The following is an 18,104-nucleotide window of genomic DNA, read 5'->3' as shown; positions in this document are numbered from 1 at the left end:
CGGCCGAAAGCCGTCGGCCGGTCCGGCCGAGGCCCCTGCGGAGGGGGCCGGGTGGTCCCCATCGGGGTGGGGAGCACCCGGCCCGCCCCCGGAGAAACCAGAGAAACCGGGACAACAGGCCGTTCGCGGCCCTTCGGGGGTGTACGACGGGCCTCACCGGGTGAACCCCAGCCCGGTGAGGCCCCTCACCTCCGGCACGCCGTGTCAGAGAACGCGGCATCATGTGACAGGTATCACCGCTCACGTGTGACCCCTGATTTAGAGACCCTCCGCAACCGGCGATAACCTGCGAGACGGACATGCCGCGCGCTCGGACACCGTGTGCGCCTCCCTTGTGACACATGCGGTCGTCACGTTGCCCTTCGCGGCACGCCCACGCATCCAACGAACCGCTAGATCACTGATAGGGACGGAAGCGCGTGGACCTGTTCGAGTACCAGGCGAGGGACCTCTTCGCCAAGCACGGTGTACCGGTGCTGGCCGGTGAAGTCATCGACACGCCTGAGGCGGCGCGCGAGATCACCGAGCGCCTGGGCGGCAAGTCTGTCGTCAAGGCGCAGGTGAAGGTCGGTGGTCGCGGCAAGGCCGGTGGCGTGAAGCTGGCCGCCACCCCGGACGAGGCCGTCGCCCGCGCGACGGACATCCTCGGCATGGACATCAAGGGCCACACGGTCCACAAGGTGATGATCGCCGAGACGGCGCCGGAGATCCTCGAGGAGTACTACGTCTCCTTCCTCCTCGACCGGGCCAACCGCACCTTCCTCTCCATCGCCTCCGTCGAGGGCGGCATGGAGATCGAGGAGGTGGCGGCCACCCGCCCCGAGGCCGTCGCCAAGATCGCGATCGACGCGATCGACGGTGTCGACGAGGCCAAGGCCCGCGAGATCGTCGAGGCCGCCAAGTTCCCGGCCGAGGTCGCGGACAAGGTCGTGAACGTCCTCGTCAAGCTGTGGGAGGTCTTCGTCAAGGAGGACGCCCTGCTGGTCGAGGTGAACCCGCTCGCCAAGGTCGCCTCCGGCGAGGTCATCGCCCTCGACGGCAAGGTCTCCCTGGACGACAACGCGGAGTTCCGTCACCCCGAGTTCGAGGAGCTCCACGACAAGGCCGCCGCCAACCCGCTCGAGGCGGCCGCCAAGGCCAAGGGCCTGAACTACGTGAAGCTGGACGGCGAGGTCGGCATCATCGGCAACGGCGCCGGCCTGGTCATGTCCACCCTGGACGTCGTCGCCTACGCCGGTGAGAACCACAAGGGCGTCAAGCCCGCCAACTTCCTCGACATCGGCGGCGGCGCCTCCGCCGAGGTCATGGCGAACGGCCTGGAGATCATCCTCGGCGACCCGGACGTCAAGTCCGTCTTCGTCAACGTCTTCGGCGGCATCACCGCCTGCGACGCCGTCGCCAACGGCATCGTGCAGGCCCTGGAGCTCCTGGAGTCCAAGGGCGAGGAGGTCACCAAGCCGCTGGTCGTCCGTCTCGACGGCAACAACGCCGAGCTGGGCCGGAAGATCCTCGACGACCGCAACCACCCGCTGGTGCAGCGCGTGGACACCATGGACGGCGCGGCCGACAAGGCCGCCGAGCTGGCTGCTGCCGCGAAGTAAGGGACGAGGTCACACAACACCATGGCTATCTTCCTCACCAAGGAATCCAAGGTCATCGTCCAGGGCATGACCGGCTCGGAGGGTCAGAAGCACACCCGCCGCATGCTGGCGTCCGGCACGAACATCGTCGGCGGCGTCAACCCGCGCAAGGCGGGCACCAGCGTCGACTTCGACGGCACCGAGGTACCGGTCTTCGGCACCGTCAAGGAGGCCATCGAGAAGACCGGCGCCGACGTGACGGTCATCTTCGTCCCGGAGAAGTTCACCAAGGACGCGGTCGTCGAGGCCATCGACGCCGAGATCCCCCTCGCGGTCGTCATCACCGAGGGCATCGCGGTGCACGACACGGCGTCCTTCTGGGCGTACGCCGGCAAGAAGGGCAACAAGACCCGCATCATCGGCCCGAACTGCCCCGGCCTGATCACCCCGGGCCAGTCGAACGCCGGCATCATCCCGGCCGACATCACCAAGCCGGGCCGCATCGGCCTGGTGTCGAAGTCCGGCACGCTGACGTACCAGATGATGTACGAGCTGCGCGACATCGGCTTCTCCACCTGTGTCGGCATCGGCGGTGACCCGATCATCGGCACCACCCACATCGACGCGCTGAAGGCGTTCCAGGACGACCCCGACACCGACCTGATCGTCATGATCGGCGAGATCGGCGGCGACGCCGAGGAGCGGGCCGCGGCCTTCATCAAGGAGAACGTGACCAAGCCGGTCGTCGGCTACGTCGCGGGCTTCACCGCGCCCGAGGGCAAGACCATGGGCCACGCCGGCGCCATCGTCTCCGGCTCCTCCGGCACCGCCCAGGCCAAGAAGGAGGCCCTCGAGGCCGCCGGCGTCAAGGTCGGCAAGACGCCGACCGAGACGGCCAAGCTGGCCCGGGAGATCCTGGCCGGCTGACCGGCCCGGCAGCGCACGGTGGGCCCGCCCCCCGGAAGGGGGGCGGGCCCACCGTCGTTCACCACGGCTGCGGCAGCAGCCGCTGCGGCCCGGCCGGCCACTCCTCGCGCAGCTTGGCCCGCAGCTTCAGCTCCTTTTGCGACAGCGGCCCCGGCGCCGCCCGCGGCGGCACGCCCCGCACCGTCGCCCCCGGCGGCACGGGGGGCTCGTAGCGGGTCGGCGCCGTGCGCAGCGTGAGCGCCGTGGTGCCGATCAGCGCCACCGTGAAGGCGATCGCCGCCCGGGTCCAGAACCGGGCGCGCCGCTCGCCGCCCGTCCGCACCTCGGGTGGCCGCGCGGCCCGCAACCGCTGCACGGAGGCGACTTCGGCGAGCCGTCGGTGCAGCACCGCCGGGTCGGCGAGCTCGGGCAGCCGCGCGGCGACCGCCTCCCGCGCGTGCGTCAGCCGGCGCGCGGTCGCCGGGGTGCTCGCCTCCGTCTCCGCCGCGGTCTCCGGCAGGTCCAGGCCGACCCCGTCGTACAGCACGAGCGTGCGGCGGTACGACGGCGGGAGGGCCGTCAGGACGTTGATCAGGGTGCGGCCGGCGGCGTCCGCGGGCGGCGGTTCGGGGTGCCGGTAGCGGGGGCGGAACCGGTGCCAGGGCGACAGCGCCCACTCGTACGCCGCCGCCCGCACCCAGCCCGCCGGGTCCCGGTCCCGGGCCACCTCGGGCCAGCGCTCCCAGGCGAGCTGGAAGGCCCGCTCGACCGACTCCCGCGCCAGGTCCCGGCGGCCGGTCAGCAGGTAGGCCTGCCGGACGAGGGCGGGGGCGCAGAAGGCGTACAGCGCGTCGAAGGCCTGAGCGGGGGTCAGCGACGGCGCCCGCGGTGTGCGCTGGGGTACCGTCACCTCCGCCGGCTCTGGCACCTCCTGACGCTCCGGCTGCGGCTCGGCGAGCGACGCCAGGAGTGTCGCGTAGGCCTCCCGTTGCCGGCCGCGCGGGGTGGAGCGGCCGGTCTCCCACTTGCGCACCCGGTCGCGGGAGACGCCCACCCGGCGGGCTGTCTGATCCAGCGTCAGCTTCCCGTTCTCACGCAGGCGTCGGCGTTCCCGGGGCGGCGGCAGCGGGGGAGCGGGGCTCTGCGTCACCGGGCACCCCTCCGTACGGAAAAGTACATAAACGTATATTGTGCGACACAGCGGAGCTTCGCCTGTTACAGCCGGAAAGCGTGTGTCATTGGGAGCATGGCGGGCGTGATCCAGATGACCGTTCGCCGATCGTCGCGTCCGTCGCCGCCGGCCCGGTTGCGCGACCGATCGCCCGCACTGGCCGCGAGCCTGCTGGGCGGCGCGCTCGCGGCCGGGCTGGGGCTCGCGTCCCTCACCGTGCTCGTGATGGTGCTGTGGATCAGCTCGCCGTACCCCGACAGCGGGCCGGGCGGCGCGCTGCATGTCGCGGCGGCGCTGTGGCTGCTGGCACACGGCACCGAACTGATCCGCACCGACACCCTCTCCGGCGTCCCGGCGCCGTTGGGCGTCCCGCCGTTGCTGCTGCCGGCCCTGCCGGTGTGGCTGCTGCACCGGGCGGCCCGGGACGCGGCCGACGGGTACCCGCGGCTGCCGGACGGCGGCGGGCCCCCGCTCGTCTCCGCCCGCACGGCCTGGGCGGGCGTCGTCCTCGGCTACCTCGCCGTCGCCGCGCCCGCCGCGCTGTACGCCGCCGACGGCCCGCTGCGGCCGTCGTGGCCGTGGACGGCCGCGTGCCTGCCGCTGGTCGCGACGGGCGCGGCCGGAGCGGGCGTGTGGACGGCGTACGGCCGTCCCGGCGCGCCCCTCGTGCGGGCCCTGGGCGCGATCGTGCCGCGGAGGGGCCTGCGCCACCTGCTGCTCGGTCCGGACGCCCGCCCGGGCGTGGCCACGCGGGCGGCGGCGCACGGGCTGGCCGTGCTGCTCGGCGGCGGGACACTGCTGCTGGCGGCGTCCCTGGCCTGGCACGGCGGTGCGCTCTGGGACGCGTTCCCCCAGCTGTCGCAGGGCTGGTCGGGACGGTGCGCGGTGCTGCTGCTGTGCGCCGCGCTGCTGCCGAACGCGGCGGTGTGGGCGACGGCGTACGCTCTCGGCCCCGGCTTCGCTCTGGGCGCCGGCCATCTCGTGACCCCGCTCGGCTCGGCCCCCGAGCCGCTGCTGCCGCCGTTCCCGCTGCTGGCGGCGGTGCCGCAGCCGGGGGCGGGCACGCCGCTGACCTGGGCGGCGGGTGCGGTGCCGCTGGCGGCCGGTGTCCTGGTGGGCCGGGTGGCGGGGCGGGCGGCGGCGCAGGCCGCAGGCGGGGGAGGCGAGTGGTCCTGGCGGCGGACCGCCGGCGCCACCGTCCTGGCCGCCGGGCTGTGCGCGGCCGCGCTCGCCGGGCTGGCGGCGCTGGCGGGCGGGCCGCTCGGCGTGGCCGCGCTGGCCCGGTTCGGACCGGTCTGGTGGCAGGTGGGGTCCGCGACGCTGGCGTGGCTCGGGGCGGTGGCGGTGCCCACGGCCCTGGCGGTACGGGTCCGGCACGGCGCCGGTCCGCGCGCGCCGTGGGCGCGGATCGGCGCACCCCGCGACGAGGACGAGGCCGCCCCGGCCGGCACCGCAGGGCGGGTCCGCAGCTGGCTCTCCCGGAACAAGGACACCGAGCGGACCACGGACACCGGACCGACCATGGACACCGAGTGGGCCATGGACACCGACTGGGCCATGGACTGGGCCATGGACACCGGGTGGACCAAGGACACCGACTGGGCCGTTGACACCGGGGGGACCAAGGACACCGCCACGACCAGGGACACCGAAAGTACCAAGGACACGGCGAGTACCAAGGACACGGCGAGTACCAAGGACACGGCGAGTACCAAGGACGCCGGGCAAACCAACGACACCGGCACGACCAACGACCCCGGCACGACCAACGACCCCGGCACACCCCCGAGCCCGGCGCCCGGCCAGAGCCGTGCACAGGCTCCGTAGCACCCCTGGTAGGGACGTGAGGGCGTCAGCCCCCGGTCCCCAGCACCCCGCGCAGCTCGTCGGGCAGGTACCGGCTGCAGGACTGCTTCGCCGCGTTGGTGAGGGCGTCGCTGGTGCAGGTGTAGTAGTCGCGGTAGACCATCTGCGCGGCGAAGGACGCGCCGACCAGGGCGAGTGCCAGCGAGGCCGTGACCAGGCCGCTCACCGCCGCCGTGGTCTGCGGACGCCCGGTCTGCTCCGGAGCCGGGGCGTCGGGGTCGGGCCGCCGGGGCTTGGCGCGCAGCGAGCTGATGCCCCAGTAGAGGGCGAGCGCGCCCAGCAGCAGGGCCATGTACGGCCAGCTGAAGAGGGCGAAGACGAAGGCCCAGATGCCGCTCAGCAGCGCGTAGCGGGCGCGGCGCTGGGCCGGGTCCGTGGGGTCCCAGCGCAGTTGGGGGGGCGGGGTGCCGCCCGGGCCCTCGGGCCCTTCGGGGCGCTCGCCGAAGCCGCCGGGGGAGCGGCCGGGCTGCCGGTCGCTCCACTGACTGCCCCAGGGGGACCGGCCGCCGTCCTGGTGCGTGTCCTGGTCGCCCGAGGGGTGGCGCGGCTGCCAGGGGCGGTCCGGGGTGCCCTCCGGCGGCGGGGCGAAGGGGTTGTCCTCCGGTGCGCCCTCGCGCCGCCCGTCACCGTCGCCCCTGCCGCTGTCCGAGGGCGCCTCGGGCGGGGACGCGGGGCGCTCCCGCAGCAACACGGCACCGTGCTCCCCTCTGGACAGCGACTGCTGGGGGAGCGTGAGAAGTCGCAGGCTGCGGTCCGGCATCAAGTGAGCGTCTTCCCCTAGGTGAGTACGGCTGATCTGGAGCGTCCCCGAACGGTGCTGCGGCCGGGGCCGTCGTCCCATGAACGCACGGCGCGCTGACGTCGTTCCCGGACCGGCTCCTCCCAGACGCTACCTTCCGGCCATGCCCCCGTCCCGTGGGGGCCGCCCGGTGTGCCGGTATCGTTGCTGACGGTCGGCCGCTTCGTAGGCTTCCCCGTATCCGGGGGCGCGAAGCATTCGTACGAATGAACAAAGCAGTGCCTCGACGCGCGGCCGCCCTGGAACCGACGCTTCCCCCGAGAAAGGCCCCCCACCGTGGCCGCCAAGCCCGAGGACCGGCGCGTCCGGCGCCTTGTCGTGCTGGTCTCCGGATCCGGCACCAACCTCCAGGCGCTCCTCGACGAGATCGCCGCCACCGGCCCCGAGGCGTACGGCGCCGAGGTCGTGGCCGTCGGCGCCGACCGCGAGGGCATCGAGGGCCTCGCCCGGGCCGAGCGGGCCGGGCTGCCCACCTTCGTGCGGAAGGTCAAGGACTACGCGACGCGCCAGGAGTGGGACGCGGCCCTCGCCGAGGCCGTCGCGGCCCACGAGCCGGACCTCGTCGTGTCCGCCGGGTTCATGAAGATCGTGGGCAAGGAGTTCCTGGCCCGCTTCGGCGGGCGGTTCGTCAACACCCACCCGGCTCTGCTGCCCAGTTTCCCCGGAGCCCACGGCGTGCGGGACGCCCTCGCGTACGGCGCCAAGGTCACCGGCTGCACCGTCCACTTCGTCGACGACGGCGTCGACACCGGCCCGATCATCGCCCAGGGCGTGGTCGAGGTCCGGGACGAGGACGACGAGAGCGCGCTGCACGAGCGCATCAAGGAAGTCGAGCGAAGGCTGCTCGTCGAGGTCGTGGGGCGGCTCGCCCGCAACGGCTATCGCATTGAGGGACGAAAGGTAGTTATCCAGTGACCGCCGAGAGCAACAAGCGGCCCCTTCGCCGGGCGCTCGTCAGCGTCTATGACAAGACCGGGCTCGAGGAGCTCGCGCGCGGCCTGCACGAGGCCGGGGTCGATCTCGTCTCCACCGGTTCCACGGCCGCCCGTATCGCCGCCGCCGGCGTCCCCGTCACCAAGGTCGAGGACCTCACCGGCTTCCCCGAGTGCCTCGACGGCCGCGTCAAGACGCTGCACCCGCGCGTGCACGCCGGCATCCTCGCCGACCTGCGTCTGGAGGACCACCGGCGGCAGCTCGCCGAGCTCGGCGTCGAGCCGTTCGACCTGGTCGTTGTGAACCTCTACCCGTTCCGCGAGACCGTCGCCTCGGGCGCCTCGCCCGACGAGTGCGTCGAGCAGATCGACATCGGCGGCCCGTCCATGGTCCGCGCCGCCGCCAAGAACCACCCCTCCGTCGCCGTCGTCACCAGCCCCGCCCGCTACGGCGACGTCCTGCACGCCGCCCGGACCGGCGGGTTCGACCTGGCCACCCGCCGCCGCCTGGCCGCGGAGGCGTTCCAGCACACGGCCGCGTACGACGTGGCGGTGGCCTCCTGGTTCGCCTCGTCCTACGCCCCGGCCGACGACTCGCAGTTCCCCGACTTCCTCGGCGCCACCTGGGAGCGCGCGCACACCCTGCGCTACGGCGAGAACCCGCACCAGCCCGCCGCCCTCTACGTCTCCGGCACGGGCGGCCTGGCGGAGGCCGAGCAGCTGCACGGCAAGGAGATGTCGTACAACAACTACACGGACACGGACGCCGCCCGCCGTGCCGCGTACGACCACGCCGAGCCCTGCGTCGCGATCATCAAGCACGCCAACCCCTGCGGCATCGCCATCGGCGCCGACGTCGCCGAGGCCCACCGCAAGGCGCACGCCTGCGACCCGCTGTCGGCGTTCGGCGGCGTGATCGCCGTCAACCGCCCGGTCAGCAAGGAGATGGCCGAGCAGGTCGCCGAGATCTTCACCGAGGTCATCGTCGCGCCCGGCTACGAGGAGGGCGCGCTCGAAGCCCTCGCCAGGAAGAAGAACATCCGCGTCCTGCGCTGCCCCGACGCCCCGTCGAACCCCGTCGAGGTCAAGCCCATCGACGGCGGCGCGCTGCTCCAGGTCACCGACCGGCTGCAGGCCGACGGCGACGACCCCGCGCACTGGACCCTGGCGACCGGCGAGGCGCTGGACGAGGCCGGACTGGCGGAGCTGGCCTTCGCCTGGAAGGCCTGCCGCGCCGTGAAGTCCAACGCCATCCTGCTCGCCAAGGACGGCGCCTCGGTCGGCGTCGGCATGGGCCAGGTCAACCGCGTCGACTCCGCCAAGCTCGCCGTGGAGCGGGCCGGCGCCGAGCGCGCGCGGGGCTCCTACGCCGCCTCCGACGCCTTCTTCCCCTTCCCCGACGGCCTGGAGATCCTGGCCGAGGCCGGTGTGAAGGCCGTGGTCCAGCCGGGCGGTTCGGTCCGTGACGAACTGGTCGTCGAGGCCGCGCGGAAGGCCGGCGTCACGATGTACTTCACCGGCACGCGGCACTTCTTCCACTAGAGCCGGCGGAACCCGGCCGGGTTCCCGTGGCCCCGGACCTCTCCGGGGTCACTTCTTCCCGGCCGGGGTGTACTCCTTCAGGTAGTGGGCGACGCGGGCGGCGTACCGCCGTGTTCCCGGCGGCACTCCGCCCGCGGCGTTCACCTTCCGGGTCGACGTGCGGTAGGCGGCGGCGACCAGCACCCGGCGGTCTCCGGGCAGGTCCTGCCTCAGCCGCGGTTCGATGAAGCACAGGTAGCGGCCCACGGCCGGGATGGACTCCTCGGGGGTCAGCGGCGGCCGGGGCGTCTGCTCGGCGGGCAGGCCGTCCGGGCGGATCCACCAGCGCAGCAGCGACGGGGTCCAGCGGGCGATGCCGTACTCGCCCTCCGGGCCCGCGTCCGGGTCGGACAGCTCCGGGTCGAAGTCGCTCTCCGCCTTCAGCATCGCCGCGATCAGCGCCGGGGTGACCTCCTGCTGGACGCAGTCGTGGGCGGCGTCGACGATCAGCCGGCGGTAGCGGACCGGCACGCCCCTGTCGGTGCGCAGCTCGGCGGCGCCGTAGGTGGCGGCCGTGACCCTGCCGCTGCCGGGACCCGGGGTGCCGGGCCCGGCCCAGCCGGCGAGGCCGTAGCCGAGGGCGGCGACGGCGACCGTGGCGGTCGTGGCGGCCAGGACCGCCGTACGGCGGGAGCGGCGGCCCGGCAGGCGCGGCCGGGGCAGCCGGAGGCCGCGGTGACCGGTGCCGGCCACCGCCGCCAGGCGCCGCAGCAGGGTCTCGCTGTCGACGCGGTCCTCGTGGGTGCGGGTCAGGCAGGACCGCACGATGTCCCGCCAGGCCTCCGGCAGATCCGGCGACAGGCGCAGCTCCTCGCCGCCCCGGGCGTAGGCGGCGGCCGCGTCGCGGCGGGCCGCCGACGTCGCGCCGGGCAGCGGGAAGGAGCCGGTCAGGACGAGGTGGGCCAGGACGCCGAAGGCCCACACGTCGGCGGAGGGGCGGATCCGGCGGCCCCGGACGCCGATGTCCGACCAGAGCAGTTCGGGCGGGGTGTAGTCGGGCGTGGAGAAGGCCGGGCCGTACGCGTGGGTGCCCTCCAGTTCGGCGGCCAGGTTGAAGTCGGCGAGCCGCACCGAACCGTCCGCCAGCAGCAGCACGTTGGCCGGTTTCAGGTCCCCGTGCACCCAGCCCGCCCGGTGCAGCTGGGCCAGCCCCTCGCCGATCTGCGCGAGCAGCGCGGGACCGGCGCCGGGCCGGGGCGTGGCGGTGAGCAGCGCGGCCAGGGATCCCTCCGCCCGCTCCAGGACCAGCACGGTGGCGCCGTCCAGCTCGGGCCGGTCCGGGTCGTCCACGGTCAGCGTCTCGTACATCCGGATCAGCCGCGGCTGCCGCAGCCGCCGGTACAACTCCACCTCCCGCTCGACCAGTTCGCGCAGGTGGGCGAGCTGCCGGGGCGTGCCCGTGCCGGTGGGCAGGAACTTCAGCGCGACCGTCTCCGGCAGCTCGGGGCCGCCGGCGGTGCGCCGGGCCGCGTACACACTGCCGAAGGCGCCGGTCGCGATCGGCTCGCGCACCTCCCAGCGGCCCACCCGGTAGCCCTTCGGCACCGGCACGGCGTACGGCTCGCTCACCGCCTTGCCCGGCCCGACGGCGCCGCCAGGACGGCCAGGTCGTCCTCCCGTACCAGGTCGAAGCGGAGCGCCAGCGAGACCAGGGACTCCTTCTTGCCGTTCAGGCGCGGGCCCGGCTCGGCGGTCTCCGGGCCCGGCTTCAGACGCAGCTTCACGGCCAGGTAGTCGATGTTCCACTGCACCGACGTGCGCGAGGCGGCCGGCCAGGTGGGGCGCAGCCGTTCGACGACCTGATCGACGGTGGGCAGCGGGGCGTGCGGCGCGCCGCGCAGGCGGGGTTCGCACAGGGCGGCCAGGACCGCGAAGTAGCGCTTGGTGCGGTCGAGGCAGAAGGCGGGCGCGGTGGTGGCGCCGGACAGGCCGCCCTCGGTGCTCAGGTAGTCGTGGCGCGGCGCCCACACCTCCAGCGGCAGCAGGTCGCCCGCCGCGGGCAGCACGATCCGCGCGAACTCGAAGGGGACCGGCGCGTCCAGCCGCCCCGGCGCCACCTTGATGTGCTCGCCCGCGCCCTCCGGGTTCTCCACGACGTACGTCTGGTCCCGGCTGAGGTTGCTCAGTATCCAGAAGGCGCCCTGAGCGCTGATCTCACCGGCCCGGCGGGAGACCCCGTCGTGCGCGATGTGCAGGGTGTTGTCCGGGGCGGACCGGCCGAACGTGAGGCGTTCGCCGGGCGCGAGGCGGATCTGGGGCCGGTGCCGCTCGTCCTCCGTGGTCGGCGGAGGTACCACGATGATGCTGTACAAGGTGCGTCTCCCCGTGCCTGACAGCTACCCCCGTCAGACTAGGGCGACGCGCCAGGGCCGTGTCCCCCTCGAACGGGTGAGACACGGCCCTGCGCGGAGATGGGCGCGAACTGTTCGCTCGCGGCGCCGGGTTCAGTACCGCGGACGGTTGAACCAGGCGCGCCCGTTGGCGTTGCCGACGAAGACGGCGATCAGGATGCCCAGCACCAGGTGCACCACGCCGATGATCAGGAACGGGTAGATGCCGAGGATCGCGGTGATGATGCCGAACACCAGGGCCGCGACCCGCACGCCGTTGCCGCCGGTCTTGAACTTCACCGCCAGCATGGCCGCGTAGACCAGCCAGGCGATCGCGAAGACCGCGATCGCCCACATCAGGCCGACCGGCATGTCGCCGAGGACCCTGGCCAGTTCGGGGTCGTCGGTGCTGTCCTTCGCCGCGCTCACGGCGGCGGCGCCGATGCCGTACAGCAGCGCGCCGAGCACCTGCAGACCGACGATGACCCACAGCATCACACGGGCCGCGTTCACCGTGCTGGGCATGGTCGTCGGGCCGCCGCCGTACTGGCCGCCGTACGGCTGCTGCACCGGCGGGGCGGAGGGGTAGCCGTAGCCCTGCTGCGGGGCACCGGGCTGGCCCTGCTGCGGGTAGCCGTAACCGGGGGTGCCGGGCTGCTGCTGGGGCGGCTGCCCGTAGGGGTTGTTCGGGTCGCCGAAACTCATGGTCGGGTCTTCCTCCGATGTCACGTCAGGTGCGGGGACGACGCGGGGCACGGCTCGGAGGAAGGTCGACAGATGCGGTTCGTCCCCCCGGTTCCGCCCGCGGCACTGTGCTGCTCAATCGTTCTGGACAGGTGTCTTCCTTGTCCAGCCGTGATCGGGATGTGTTGTGCAAGTGCAACATCACCGATCATGAGCGGACACGGCGGGACAGGCTGGGCGGGGGCCCGGCGGCGGTCGGAGGGGGCCCCGGATTGGAACCGGCGGCCGGTCATCCGGGAGGATGGGACCATGACCGCCCAGATTCTCGATGGCAAGGCCACCGCAGCCGAGATCAAGTCCGAGCTCACCGCCCGCGTGGCGGCGCTGAAGGAGAAGGGCGTCACGCCCGGCCTCGGCACCATCCTGGTCGGGGACGACCCCGGCAGCCAGAAGTACGTCGCCGGCAAGCACCGCGACTGCGCCCAGGTGGGCATCGCCTCCATCCAGCGGGAGCTGCCGGGCACGGCCACCCAGGAGGAGATCGAGGCGGTCGTCCGCGAGCTGAACGAGGACCCGGCCTGCACCGGCTACATCGTCCAGCTGCCGCTGCCCAAGGGCATCGACGAGAACCGCATCCTGGAGCTGATGGACCCGGACAAGGACGCCGACGGCCTGCACCCGATGAACCTCGGCCGGCTCGTCCTCAACGAGCCGGCCCCGCTGCCCTGCACGCCCAACGGCATCCTCACCCTGCTGCGCCGCTACGGCGTCGAGCTCAAGGGCGCCGAGGTCGTGGTGGTCGGCCGCGGCGTGACCATCGGGCGCCCGATGCCGCTGCTGTTGACCCGGCGCAGCGAGAACGCCACGGTGACCCAGTGCCACACCGGCACCCGCAACCTGTCGGCCCACCTCAAGCGCGCGGACATCATCATCGCCGCGGCCGGGTCGGCCCACCTGATCCGTCCCGAGGACGTCAAGCCGGGCGCGGCCGTCCTTGACGTCGGTGTCTCCCGCAACGCCGAGGGCAGGATCGTCGGTGACGTCCACCCCGACGTGGCCGAGGTCGCCGGCTTCCTCTCCCCGAACCCCGGCGGGGTCGGCCCGATGACCCGCGCCCAGCTGCTCGTCAACGTGGTCGAGGCGGCGGAGCGCAGTGTCGGCTGAGGAGCACACCGGGGGCACGTCCGAGGGCACGGCCACGGACACGTCCGAGGGCACGGCCACGGACACGTCCGAGGGCGGCGGCGAGGAGATCACCGTCCGGGACCCGGTCAGCGCGCCGGACGTCGACGGGGTGCCGCGGCGCGTCACCCGCCGCTTCCCGCTGTTCACCAAGGACACCGCGCGCCCCGAGGGCGGCGGCCGGGCCGCCCCGCGCGACGCCCCGGCGCCCGCCCGGCAGTGGCCCGCCCTCGCCGTGCTCGGCGTGGTCGGCCTGGGCCTGCTGCTGACCGCGTTCGACCTGTTCCGGGTCGGCACCCTGCTGATCGGGGCCGCGCTGCTGGGCGGCGCCGCCCTGCGCTGGCTGGTGCCCGACGTCGGTCTGCTCGCGGTGCGTTCCCGCTTCACGGACATCGTCACCTACGGCGGACTGGGCACGGTGATCGTCCTGCTGGCGTTGATGGCGCAGCCGAACCCGTTGCTGGAGATCCCGTTCCTGAAGGACACCCTGCACTTCACGGTCAGCAACTAGCCCCCTCCGCGGCCCGTGCGCGCGTACGGCGGCCCGTCCTCACCCCCGTGGGAGGACGGGCCGCCGTCGCGATCCAGCCTCCAGCAGGGGAACTCGCTGTTCAACGGCTGTCCGTGCGCTGTGGCACGGAAGTGACGGTTCCGCTATGGACAGGTTCGCCGATTTCACACGAAGTGGTTCAACGATGCCGCTAGCGTGGGCAATCGGGACGGTCCGGGACGTCCCGGGGGCAGGAGACGGCAGGCGCGCGAAGGTGCGCGCCCGCGGCCCTCACGCTCCCGTGCGCCCCCGGCCCGGGAAACTGAGTTCCTCGCTGCGCGCATCCCTGTGGGTAGCAGTACGGGAGCTCGGCGAGGGGCGCCATGCGCGGGGGACACACCAGCACGAACCGGGGGGAAGAGGGGGGTAGCAATGCCTCGTTGGAAGGCCTTGCCCGATGAACTCGATCCGCAGATCAGGGAGTTCACCAGCCAGTTGCGGCGGCTCGTGGACCGCAGCGGGCTGAGCGTCGCGTCGGTCGCCGACCGCACCGGCTACAGCAAGACGTCCTGGGAGCGTTATCTCAACGGCCGGCTGCTCGCGCCCAAGGGCGCGGTCGTGGCGCTGGCCGAGGTCACCGGCACCAATCCGGTCCATCTCACCACCATGTGGGAGCTCGCCGAGAGAGCCTGGAGCCGCTCGGAGATGCGGCACGACATGACGATGGAGGCCATCCGGATATCGCAGGCGCGTGCCGCGCTCAGCGAGTTCGGCGTGCCCCAGGCCGAGGCCCGCGGCGGCTCGGGCCGCAAGGGACGCAGCGCCACGGTCACGCCGGGTGTCGCGGGACCCGCGGGCGTGGTGCCGAGCGTGCCGGTGCAGCCGGCGCCCTCGGACGTCCAGGACGCGGTGGGCGGCGTACGCGAGGTCCAGGACGCCCGGCCGGACGCCGGGCGGGGCGGCTCCTTTGGGGCGGGAAGCAACGCGTGGGGCGTGGCCGGGCACCCCGGGCCGTCCCGGGCGGGCGCCACCCGCCCGGCACAGCCGCGCCCGGGAGCAGGTGCCGGCGCCGCGCCGGGGGCGGCCGACGGGGCCGGGCGGGCGCCGGGTGCGGCGGGGGCGTACGGCGAGCCGCCGCGCGGCACCGCCCGGAGCGGCTCGGCGGGCCCGGGCGGCAAGGGGCGGATGACGATGTTCCTCGCCGGTGTGGTGGGGGTGCTGGTGGTGATCGCCGGCGCGTTCTACCTCACCCACACCGACGGGGACGGCAAGGGCGCGGCCCCGTCGCCCTCGAGGTCCGTCAGCACCGACCCCGACCTGCCGCCCGGCGTGAAGTGCAGCGGTGAGGCCTGCACCGGCAAGGACGCCGAGAGCATGGGGTGCAGTGGTGACCTGGTCACCACGGCCAAGACCGCGACCGTCGGCACGGCCGTCGTGGAGGTCCGTTACAGCGAGACCTGCAAGGCCGCCTGGGGGCGCGTCACCCAGGCCGCGCAGGGCGACGAGGTCCAGGTGACCGCCGGCAAGGCGCGCCAGAGCGGCAGCGTCACCGCCGCCGGCGACACCATCGCGTACACCCCGATGGTGGCCGTGCGGAACGCGACCCAGGCGAAAGCCTGCGTGACCCTGGCCTCGGGACGGCAGGGCTGCACCAAGTGAGGCGGCAGGGCGCGTGACGCCCCGGGCACCGCAGGCGCCCGGGGCGGGTTCCGGTGTCCGGGGCCGGTGCTGTCCTGGCCGAAGCGCCCCGCGCTGTCCTGGCCGAAAGCACCCCCCGCGCCGCACCTCGTCGAAAGAATTCGCGGCGGACAGGCATGACCCGTGGGATCCCGGGCACGCGAACCGTACCCCCACGGGAGTCCGGCATGATCGGTTTCCCCCCACGGCGGCCGCCTTCGTCCTCCTCTCCCGGACGGGCGGCCGCCGCTCGTACGGACGGCGGGTGGTCTGTGGGCTGGGCCACACGAGCCCGGCGGTCCGGGATGCCGGATGCGCGATAGCCTGACCGCTGGATCTCTCTTGACGCCAAGAGATCGATCAAAACGCCCGGGGCGGCACGCCCCACCGCCAGCTGTCATACGGAGAACGCCATGACCCGCACTCCCGTGAACGTCACCGTCACCGGCGCGGCCGGCCAGATCGGTTACGCCCTGCTCTTCCGCATCGCCTCCGGCCAGCTGCTCGGCGCGGACGTGCCGGTCAAGCTGCGCCTGCTGGAGATCACCCCGGCGCTGAAGGCGGCCGAGGGCACGGCCATGGAGCTCGACGACTGCGCGTTCCCGCTCCTGCAGGGCATCGACATCACCGACGACCCGAACGTCGCCTTCGACGGCGCCAACGTCGCGCTGCTGGTCGGCGCCCGTCCCCGCACCAAGGGCATGGAGCGCGGTGACCTCCTCGAGGCCAACGGCGGCATCTTCAAGCCGCAGGGCAAGGCCATCAACGACCACGCCGCGGACGACATCAAGGTCCTCGTCGTCGGCAACCCGGCCAACACCAACGCGCTCATCGCCCAGGCCGCGGCGCCCGACGTACCGGCGGACCGGTTCACGGCCATGACCCGCCTGGACCACAACCGCGCCCTGACCCAGCTTGCGAAGAAGACCGGTGTCCCGGTCTCCGAGATCAGGAAGCTGACGATCTGGGGCAACCACTCCGCCACCCAGTACCCGGACATCTTCCACGCCACCGTGGCCGGCAAGAACGCCGCCGAGGTCGTCAACGACGAGAAGTGGCTCGCCGAGGACTTCATCCCGACCGTCGCCAAGCGCGGTGCCGCGATCATCGAGGCCCGGGGCGCCTCCTCGGCCGCCTCCGCCGCCAACGCCGCGATCGACCACATCTACTCCTGGGTCAACGGCACCCCGGAGGGCGACTGGGTGTCCATGGGCATCCCGTCCGACGGTTCCTACGGCGTGCCGGAGGGCCTGATCTCCTCCTTCCCGGTCACCTGCAAGGACGGTAAGTACGAGATCGTCCAGGGCCTGGAGATCAACGAGTTCTCCCGCGCCCGGATCGACGCCTCCGTCAAGGAGCTGGAGGAGGAGCGCGAGGCGGTCCGCGGCCTCGGCCTCATCTGATCCCCGGCTTCGTCCGGACCGCAGGCCCCGTACCGGTTTGTGCTGGTGCGGGGCCTGCGGCCTGCCCGGCCCGCGTCGCGGCCGTCCTCCCGGGTCCGCCGTACCCGGCGACCACCGCCGCCGTGGCGGCCAGCACCAGCAGGGCGACCGTGCGCAGGGCCGGGCCCATGCCGTGCGCGAAGTCGCCGTGGGAGGCCAGCACCGTGCCGGCCACCGCCACACCGAGCGCCGCGCCGGTCTCCCGGGCCGAGGTGCCCAGGCCCGAGCCGAGGCCCGCCTGGTGCGGCGGGAGCGAGGTCACCACGCCCAGCGTCAGCGCCGGCATGCACAGCCCGGTCCCGGCCGAGATGACCAGCAGCCAGCAGGCGTACCCCGCGTAGGGCGTGCCCGCGCCGGCCGTGGACACCCCGAGCAGACCGAGGCCGATGAGGGCCAGCCCGCCGCCGATGACCGTGCGGGGGTACGCCGTCCAGCGCGCCGCGAGCTTCGGCACCAGCGCCATGCCCACGATGAGCGGCACGATGGCGACGCCGGTGCGGGCCGGGCCGTAGCCCTTGACGCCCTGCAGGTACTGCGAGTTGACGTAGAACAGCGCGAACAGGCCGAAGAAGCCGGTCGCCAGGCCGAGGACGGTCGCGCGCAGCCGGGGGGCGGCGAAGACCCGCGGGTCGAACAGCGGGCGGGGCGTCCGCAGGGACCGCAGGACGAAGGCGGTGACGAGCAGGGCGCCCGCCGCGAACGCGGTGAGGATGCGCGGCGCGGCCCAGCCGTACACCGGGCCCTCGATGATGCCGAACAGCACGGCGACCAGACCCCCGGTCAGCAGCAGGGTGCCGGCCGGGTCCAGGGCGCTGTGCGGGGAGCGGTCGGTGCGCGGGGTGGTGACGGCCACGGCGAGGGCGAGCAGCGCGGCCAGCGGCACCATGGCGGCGAACAGGGCGCGCCAGGACAGGAACTGGCCGGCCAGCCCGCCGCCCAGGTTGCCGGCCAGCCCGCCGAGGCCCATCGCCAGGGTCCAGGCTGCCATGGCCTGGGCGCGCTGCCGCGGCCCGGCCAGCTGCAGCAGGACCGACAGGGTCGCGGGCGTGATCAGCGCGGCCCCGGCGCCGCAGATCCCGCGCCCGGCGATGAGCAGTGCCGGGGCGGGGGCGAGGGCGCTGGTGGCGGCGCCCGCCGCGAACAGGGCGAGCCCGGCGAGCAGGGCGCCCTTGCGGCCGTACCGGTCGCCGAGCGCCCCGGCCGGGATGAGCAGGCCGGCGAAGACGATGACGTACGCGTCGACGGTCCACAGGATCTCGCTGGGCGAGGGCCGCAGGGACGACGACGTCAGCTGGGGGATCAGCAGGTTGACGGCGGCCACCATGCTCTGCGCGACCAGGACGCAGGCGCACAGGGCGAGCAGGGTGGACCGTTTCAGGGCGTGCGAGGGCAAGGCTCCTCCCGGGAGCTCGGTGGGTGGGGAATGCCCTGTCACCGTAGGCTCGGTACCGACCTGTACTCCAG

Annotated in this window: 15 protein-coding genes; 9 read left to right on the top strand and 6 right to left on the bottom strand. The window is 73.6% G+C overall.

Annotation, left to right across the window (positions count from 1 at the left end):
* Nucleotides 1–419: 419 nt before the first annotated feature.
* The gene (sucC, locus tag AB0K80_RS21370; RefSeq protein WP_365671911.1) at nt 420–1,601 is read left to right on the top strand and encodes an ADP-forming succinate--CoA ligase subunit beta; all 1,182 of its coding nucleotides are present in this window, start codon (nt 420–422) and stop codon (nt 1,599–1,601) included.
* A gap of 21 nt (nt 1,602–1,622) precedes the next feature.
* Entirely contained in the window at nt 1,623–2,507 is an 885-nt protein-coding gene (gene sucD / locus AB0K80_RS21365) for a succinate--CoA ligase subunit alpha (RefSeq protein WP_344602678.1), read from the top strand.
* Nucleotides 2,508–2,565: 58 nt separating this feature from the next.
* Here the strand turns inward: sucD and AB0K80_RS21360 are convergent, their stop codons facing one another.
* On the bottom strand, nt 2,566–3,636 hold the full coding sequence (locus tag AB0K80_RS21360) for a helix-turn-helix domain-containing protein (protein ID WP_365671909.1): 1,071 nt from the start codon (nt 3,634–3,636) through the stop codon (nt 2,566–2,568).
* A gap of 96 nt (nt 3,637–3,732) precedes the next feature.
* Here AB0K80_RS21360 and AB0K80_RS21355 point away from each other — a divergent pair, with 96 nt between their 5' ends.
* Nucleotides 3,733–5,484 (top strand): DUF6350 family protein, encoded by a 1,752-nt coding sequence (locus AB0K80_RS21355; RefSeq protein WP_365671907.1) that lies wholly within the window; start codon nt 3,733–3,735, stop codon nt 5,482–5,484.
* A 25-nt stretch (nt 5,485–5,509) separates the two neighbouring features.
* On the opposite strand, the gene AB0K80_RS21350 is transcribed toward AB0K80_RS21355, so the two are convergent.
* Nucleotides 5,510–6,283 (bottom strand): hypothetical protein, encoded by a 774-nt coding sequence (locus AB0K80_RS21350; protein ID WP_365671905.1) that lies wholly within the window; start codon nt 6,281–6,283, stop codon nt 5,510–5,512.
* 315 nt (nt 6,284–6,598) lie between these two features.
* Here AB0K80_RS21350 and purN point away from each other — a divergent pair, with 315 nt between their 5' ends.
* Complete coding sequence (gene purN, locus AB0K80_RS21345; protein WP_365671903.1) at nt 6,599–7,237, top strand: phosphoribosylglycinamide formyltransferase; 639 nt, start codon at nt 6,599–6,601, stop codon at nt 7,235–7,237.
* On the top strand, nt 7,234–8,796 hold the full coding sequence (gene purH / locus AB0K80_RS21340) for a bifunctional phosphoribosylaminoimidazolecarboxamide formyltransferase/IMP cyclohydrolase (RefSeq protein WP_365671901.1): 1,563 nt from the start codon (nt 7,234–7,236) through the stop codon (nt 8,794–8,796). The genes purN and purH overlap by 4 nt, the downstream gene beginning before the upstream one ends.
* 48 nt (nt 8,797–8,844) lie before the next feature.
* On the opposite strand, the gene AB0K80_RS21335 is transcribed toward purH, so the two are convergent.
* The 3 genes from AB0K80_RS21335 to AB0K80_RS21325 form a co-directional block, all read right to left on the bottom strand.
* Nucleotides 8,845–10,404: a protein kinase gene (locus tag AB0K80_RS21335; RefSeq protein ID WP_365671899.1), complete on the bottom strand. Its 1,560-nt coding sequence runs from the start codon at nt 10,402–10,404 to the stop codon at nt 8,845–8,847.
* Nucleotides 10,401–11,147 (bottom strand): FHA domain-containing protein, encoded by a 747-nt coding sequence (locus AB0K80_RS21330; protein WP_365671897.1) that lies wholly within the window; start codon nt 11,145–11,147, stop codon nt 10,401–10,403. The genes AB0K80_RS21335 and AB0K80_RS21330 overlap by 4 nt, the downstream gene beginning before the upstream one ends.
* Nucleotides 11,148–11,279: 132 nt before the next feature.
* Nucleotides 11,280–11,870 carry a hypothetical protein gene (locus tag AB0K80_RS21325; protein WP_365671895.1) on the bottom strand — a complete coding sequence of 197 codons (591 nt, stop codon included), beginning with the start codon at nt 11,868–11,870 and terminating at the stop codon, nt 11,280–11,282.
* A gap of 288 nt (nt 11,871–12,158) precedes the next feature.
* Between AB0K80_RS21325 and AB0K80_RS21320 the strand changes: the two genes are divergently transcribed.
* The 4 genes from AB0K80_RS21320 (at nt 12,159) to AB0K80_RS21305 (ending at nt 16,601) form a co-directional block, all read left to right on the top strand.
* The gene (locus tag AB0K80_RS21320; protein WP_365671894.1) at nt 12,159–13,013 is read left to right on the top strand and encodes a bifunctional methylenetetrahydrofolate dehydrogenase/methenyltetrahydrofolate cyclohydrolase; all 855 of its coding nucleotides are present in this window, start codon (nt 12,159–12,161) and stop codon (nt 13,011–13,013) included.
* Between the two features lie 88 nt (nt 13,014–13,101).
* Entirely contained in the window at nt 13,102–13,542 is a 441-nt protein-coding gene (locus AB0K80_RS21315; protein ID WP_365672225.1) for a DUF3017 domain-containing protein, read from the top strand.
* A gap of 411 nt (nt 13,543–13,953) precedes the next feature.
* Entirely contained in the window at nt 13,954–15,180 is a 1,227-nt protein-coding gene (locus AB0K80_RS21310; protein WP_365671892.1) for a DUF2690 domain-containing protein, read from the top strand.
* 431 nt (nt 15,181–15,611) lie between these two features.
* Complete coding sequence (locus tag AB0K80_RS21305; RefSeq protein ID WP_365671891.1) at nt 15,612–16,601, top strand: malate dehydrogenase; 990 nt, start codon at nt 15,612–15,614, stop codon at nt 16,599–16,601.
* On the opposite strand, the gene AB0K80_RS21300 is transcribed toward AB0K80_RS21305, so the two are convergent.
* Nucleotides 16,594–18,033, bottom strand: a complete 1,440-nt coding sequence (locus AB0K80_RS21300; protein WP_365671889.1) for an MFS transporter — start codon at nt 18,031–18,033, stop codon at nt 16,594–16,596. The genes AB0K80_RS21305 and AB0K80_RS21300 overlap by 8 nt on opposite strands.
* Between the last annotated feature and the right edge of the window lie 71 nt (nt 18,034–18,104).

The organism is Streptomyces sp. NPDC052682 (assembly GCF_040678435.1).
Lineage (GTDB): Bacteria > Actinomycetota > Actinomycetes > Streptomycetales > Streptomycetaceae > Streptomyces.
This window is presented reverse-complemented; position numbering and strand designations above follow the sequence as displayed.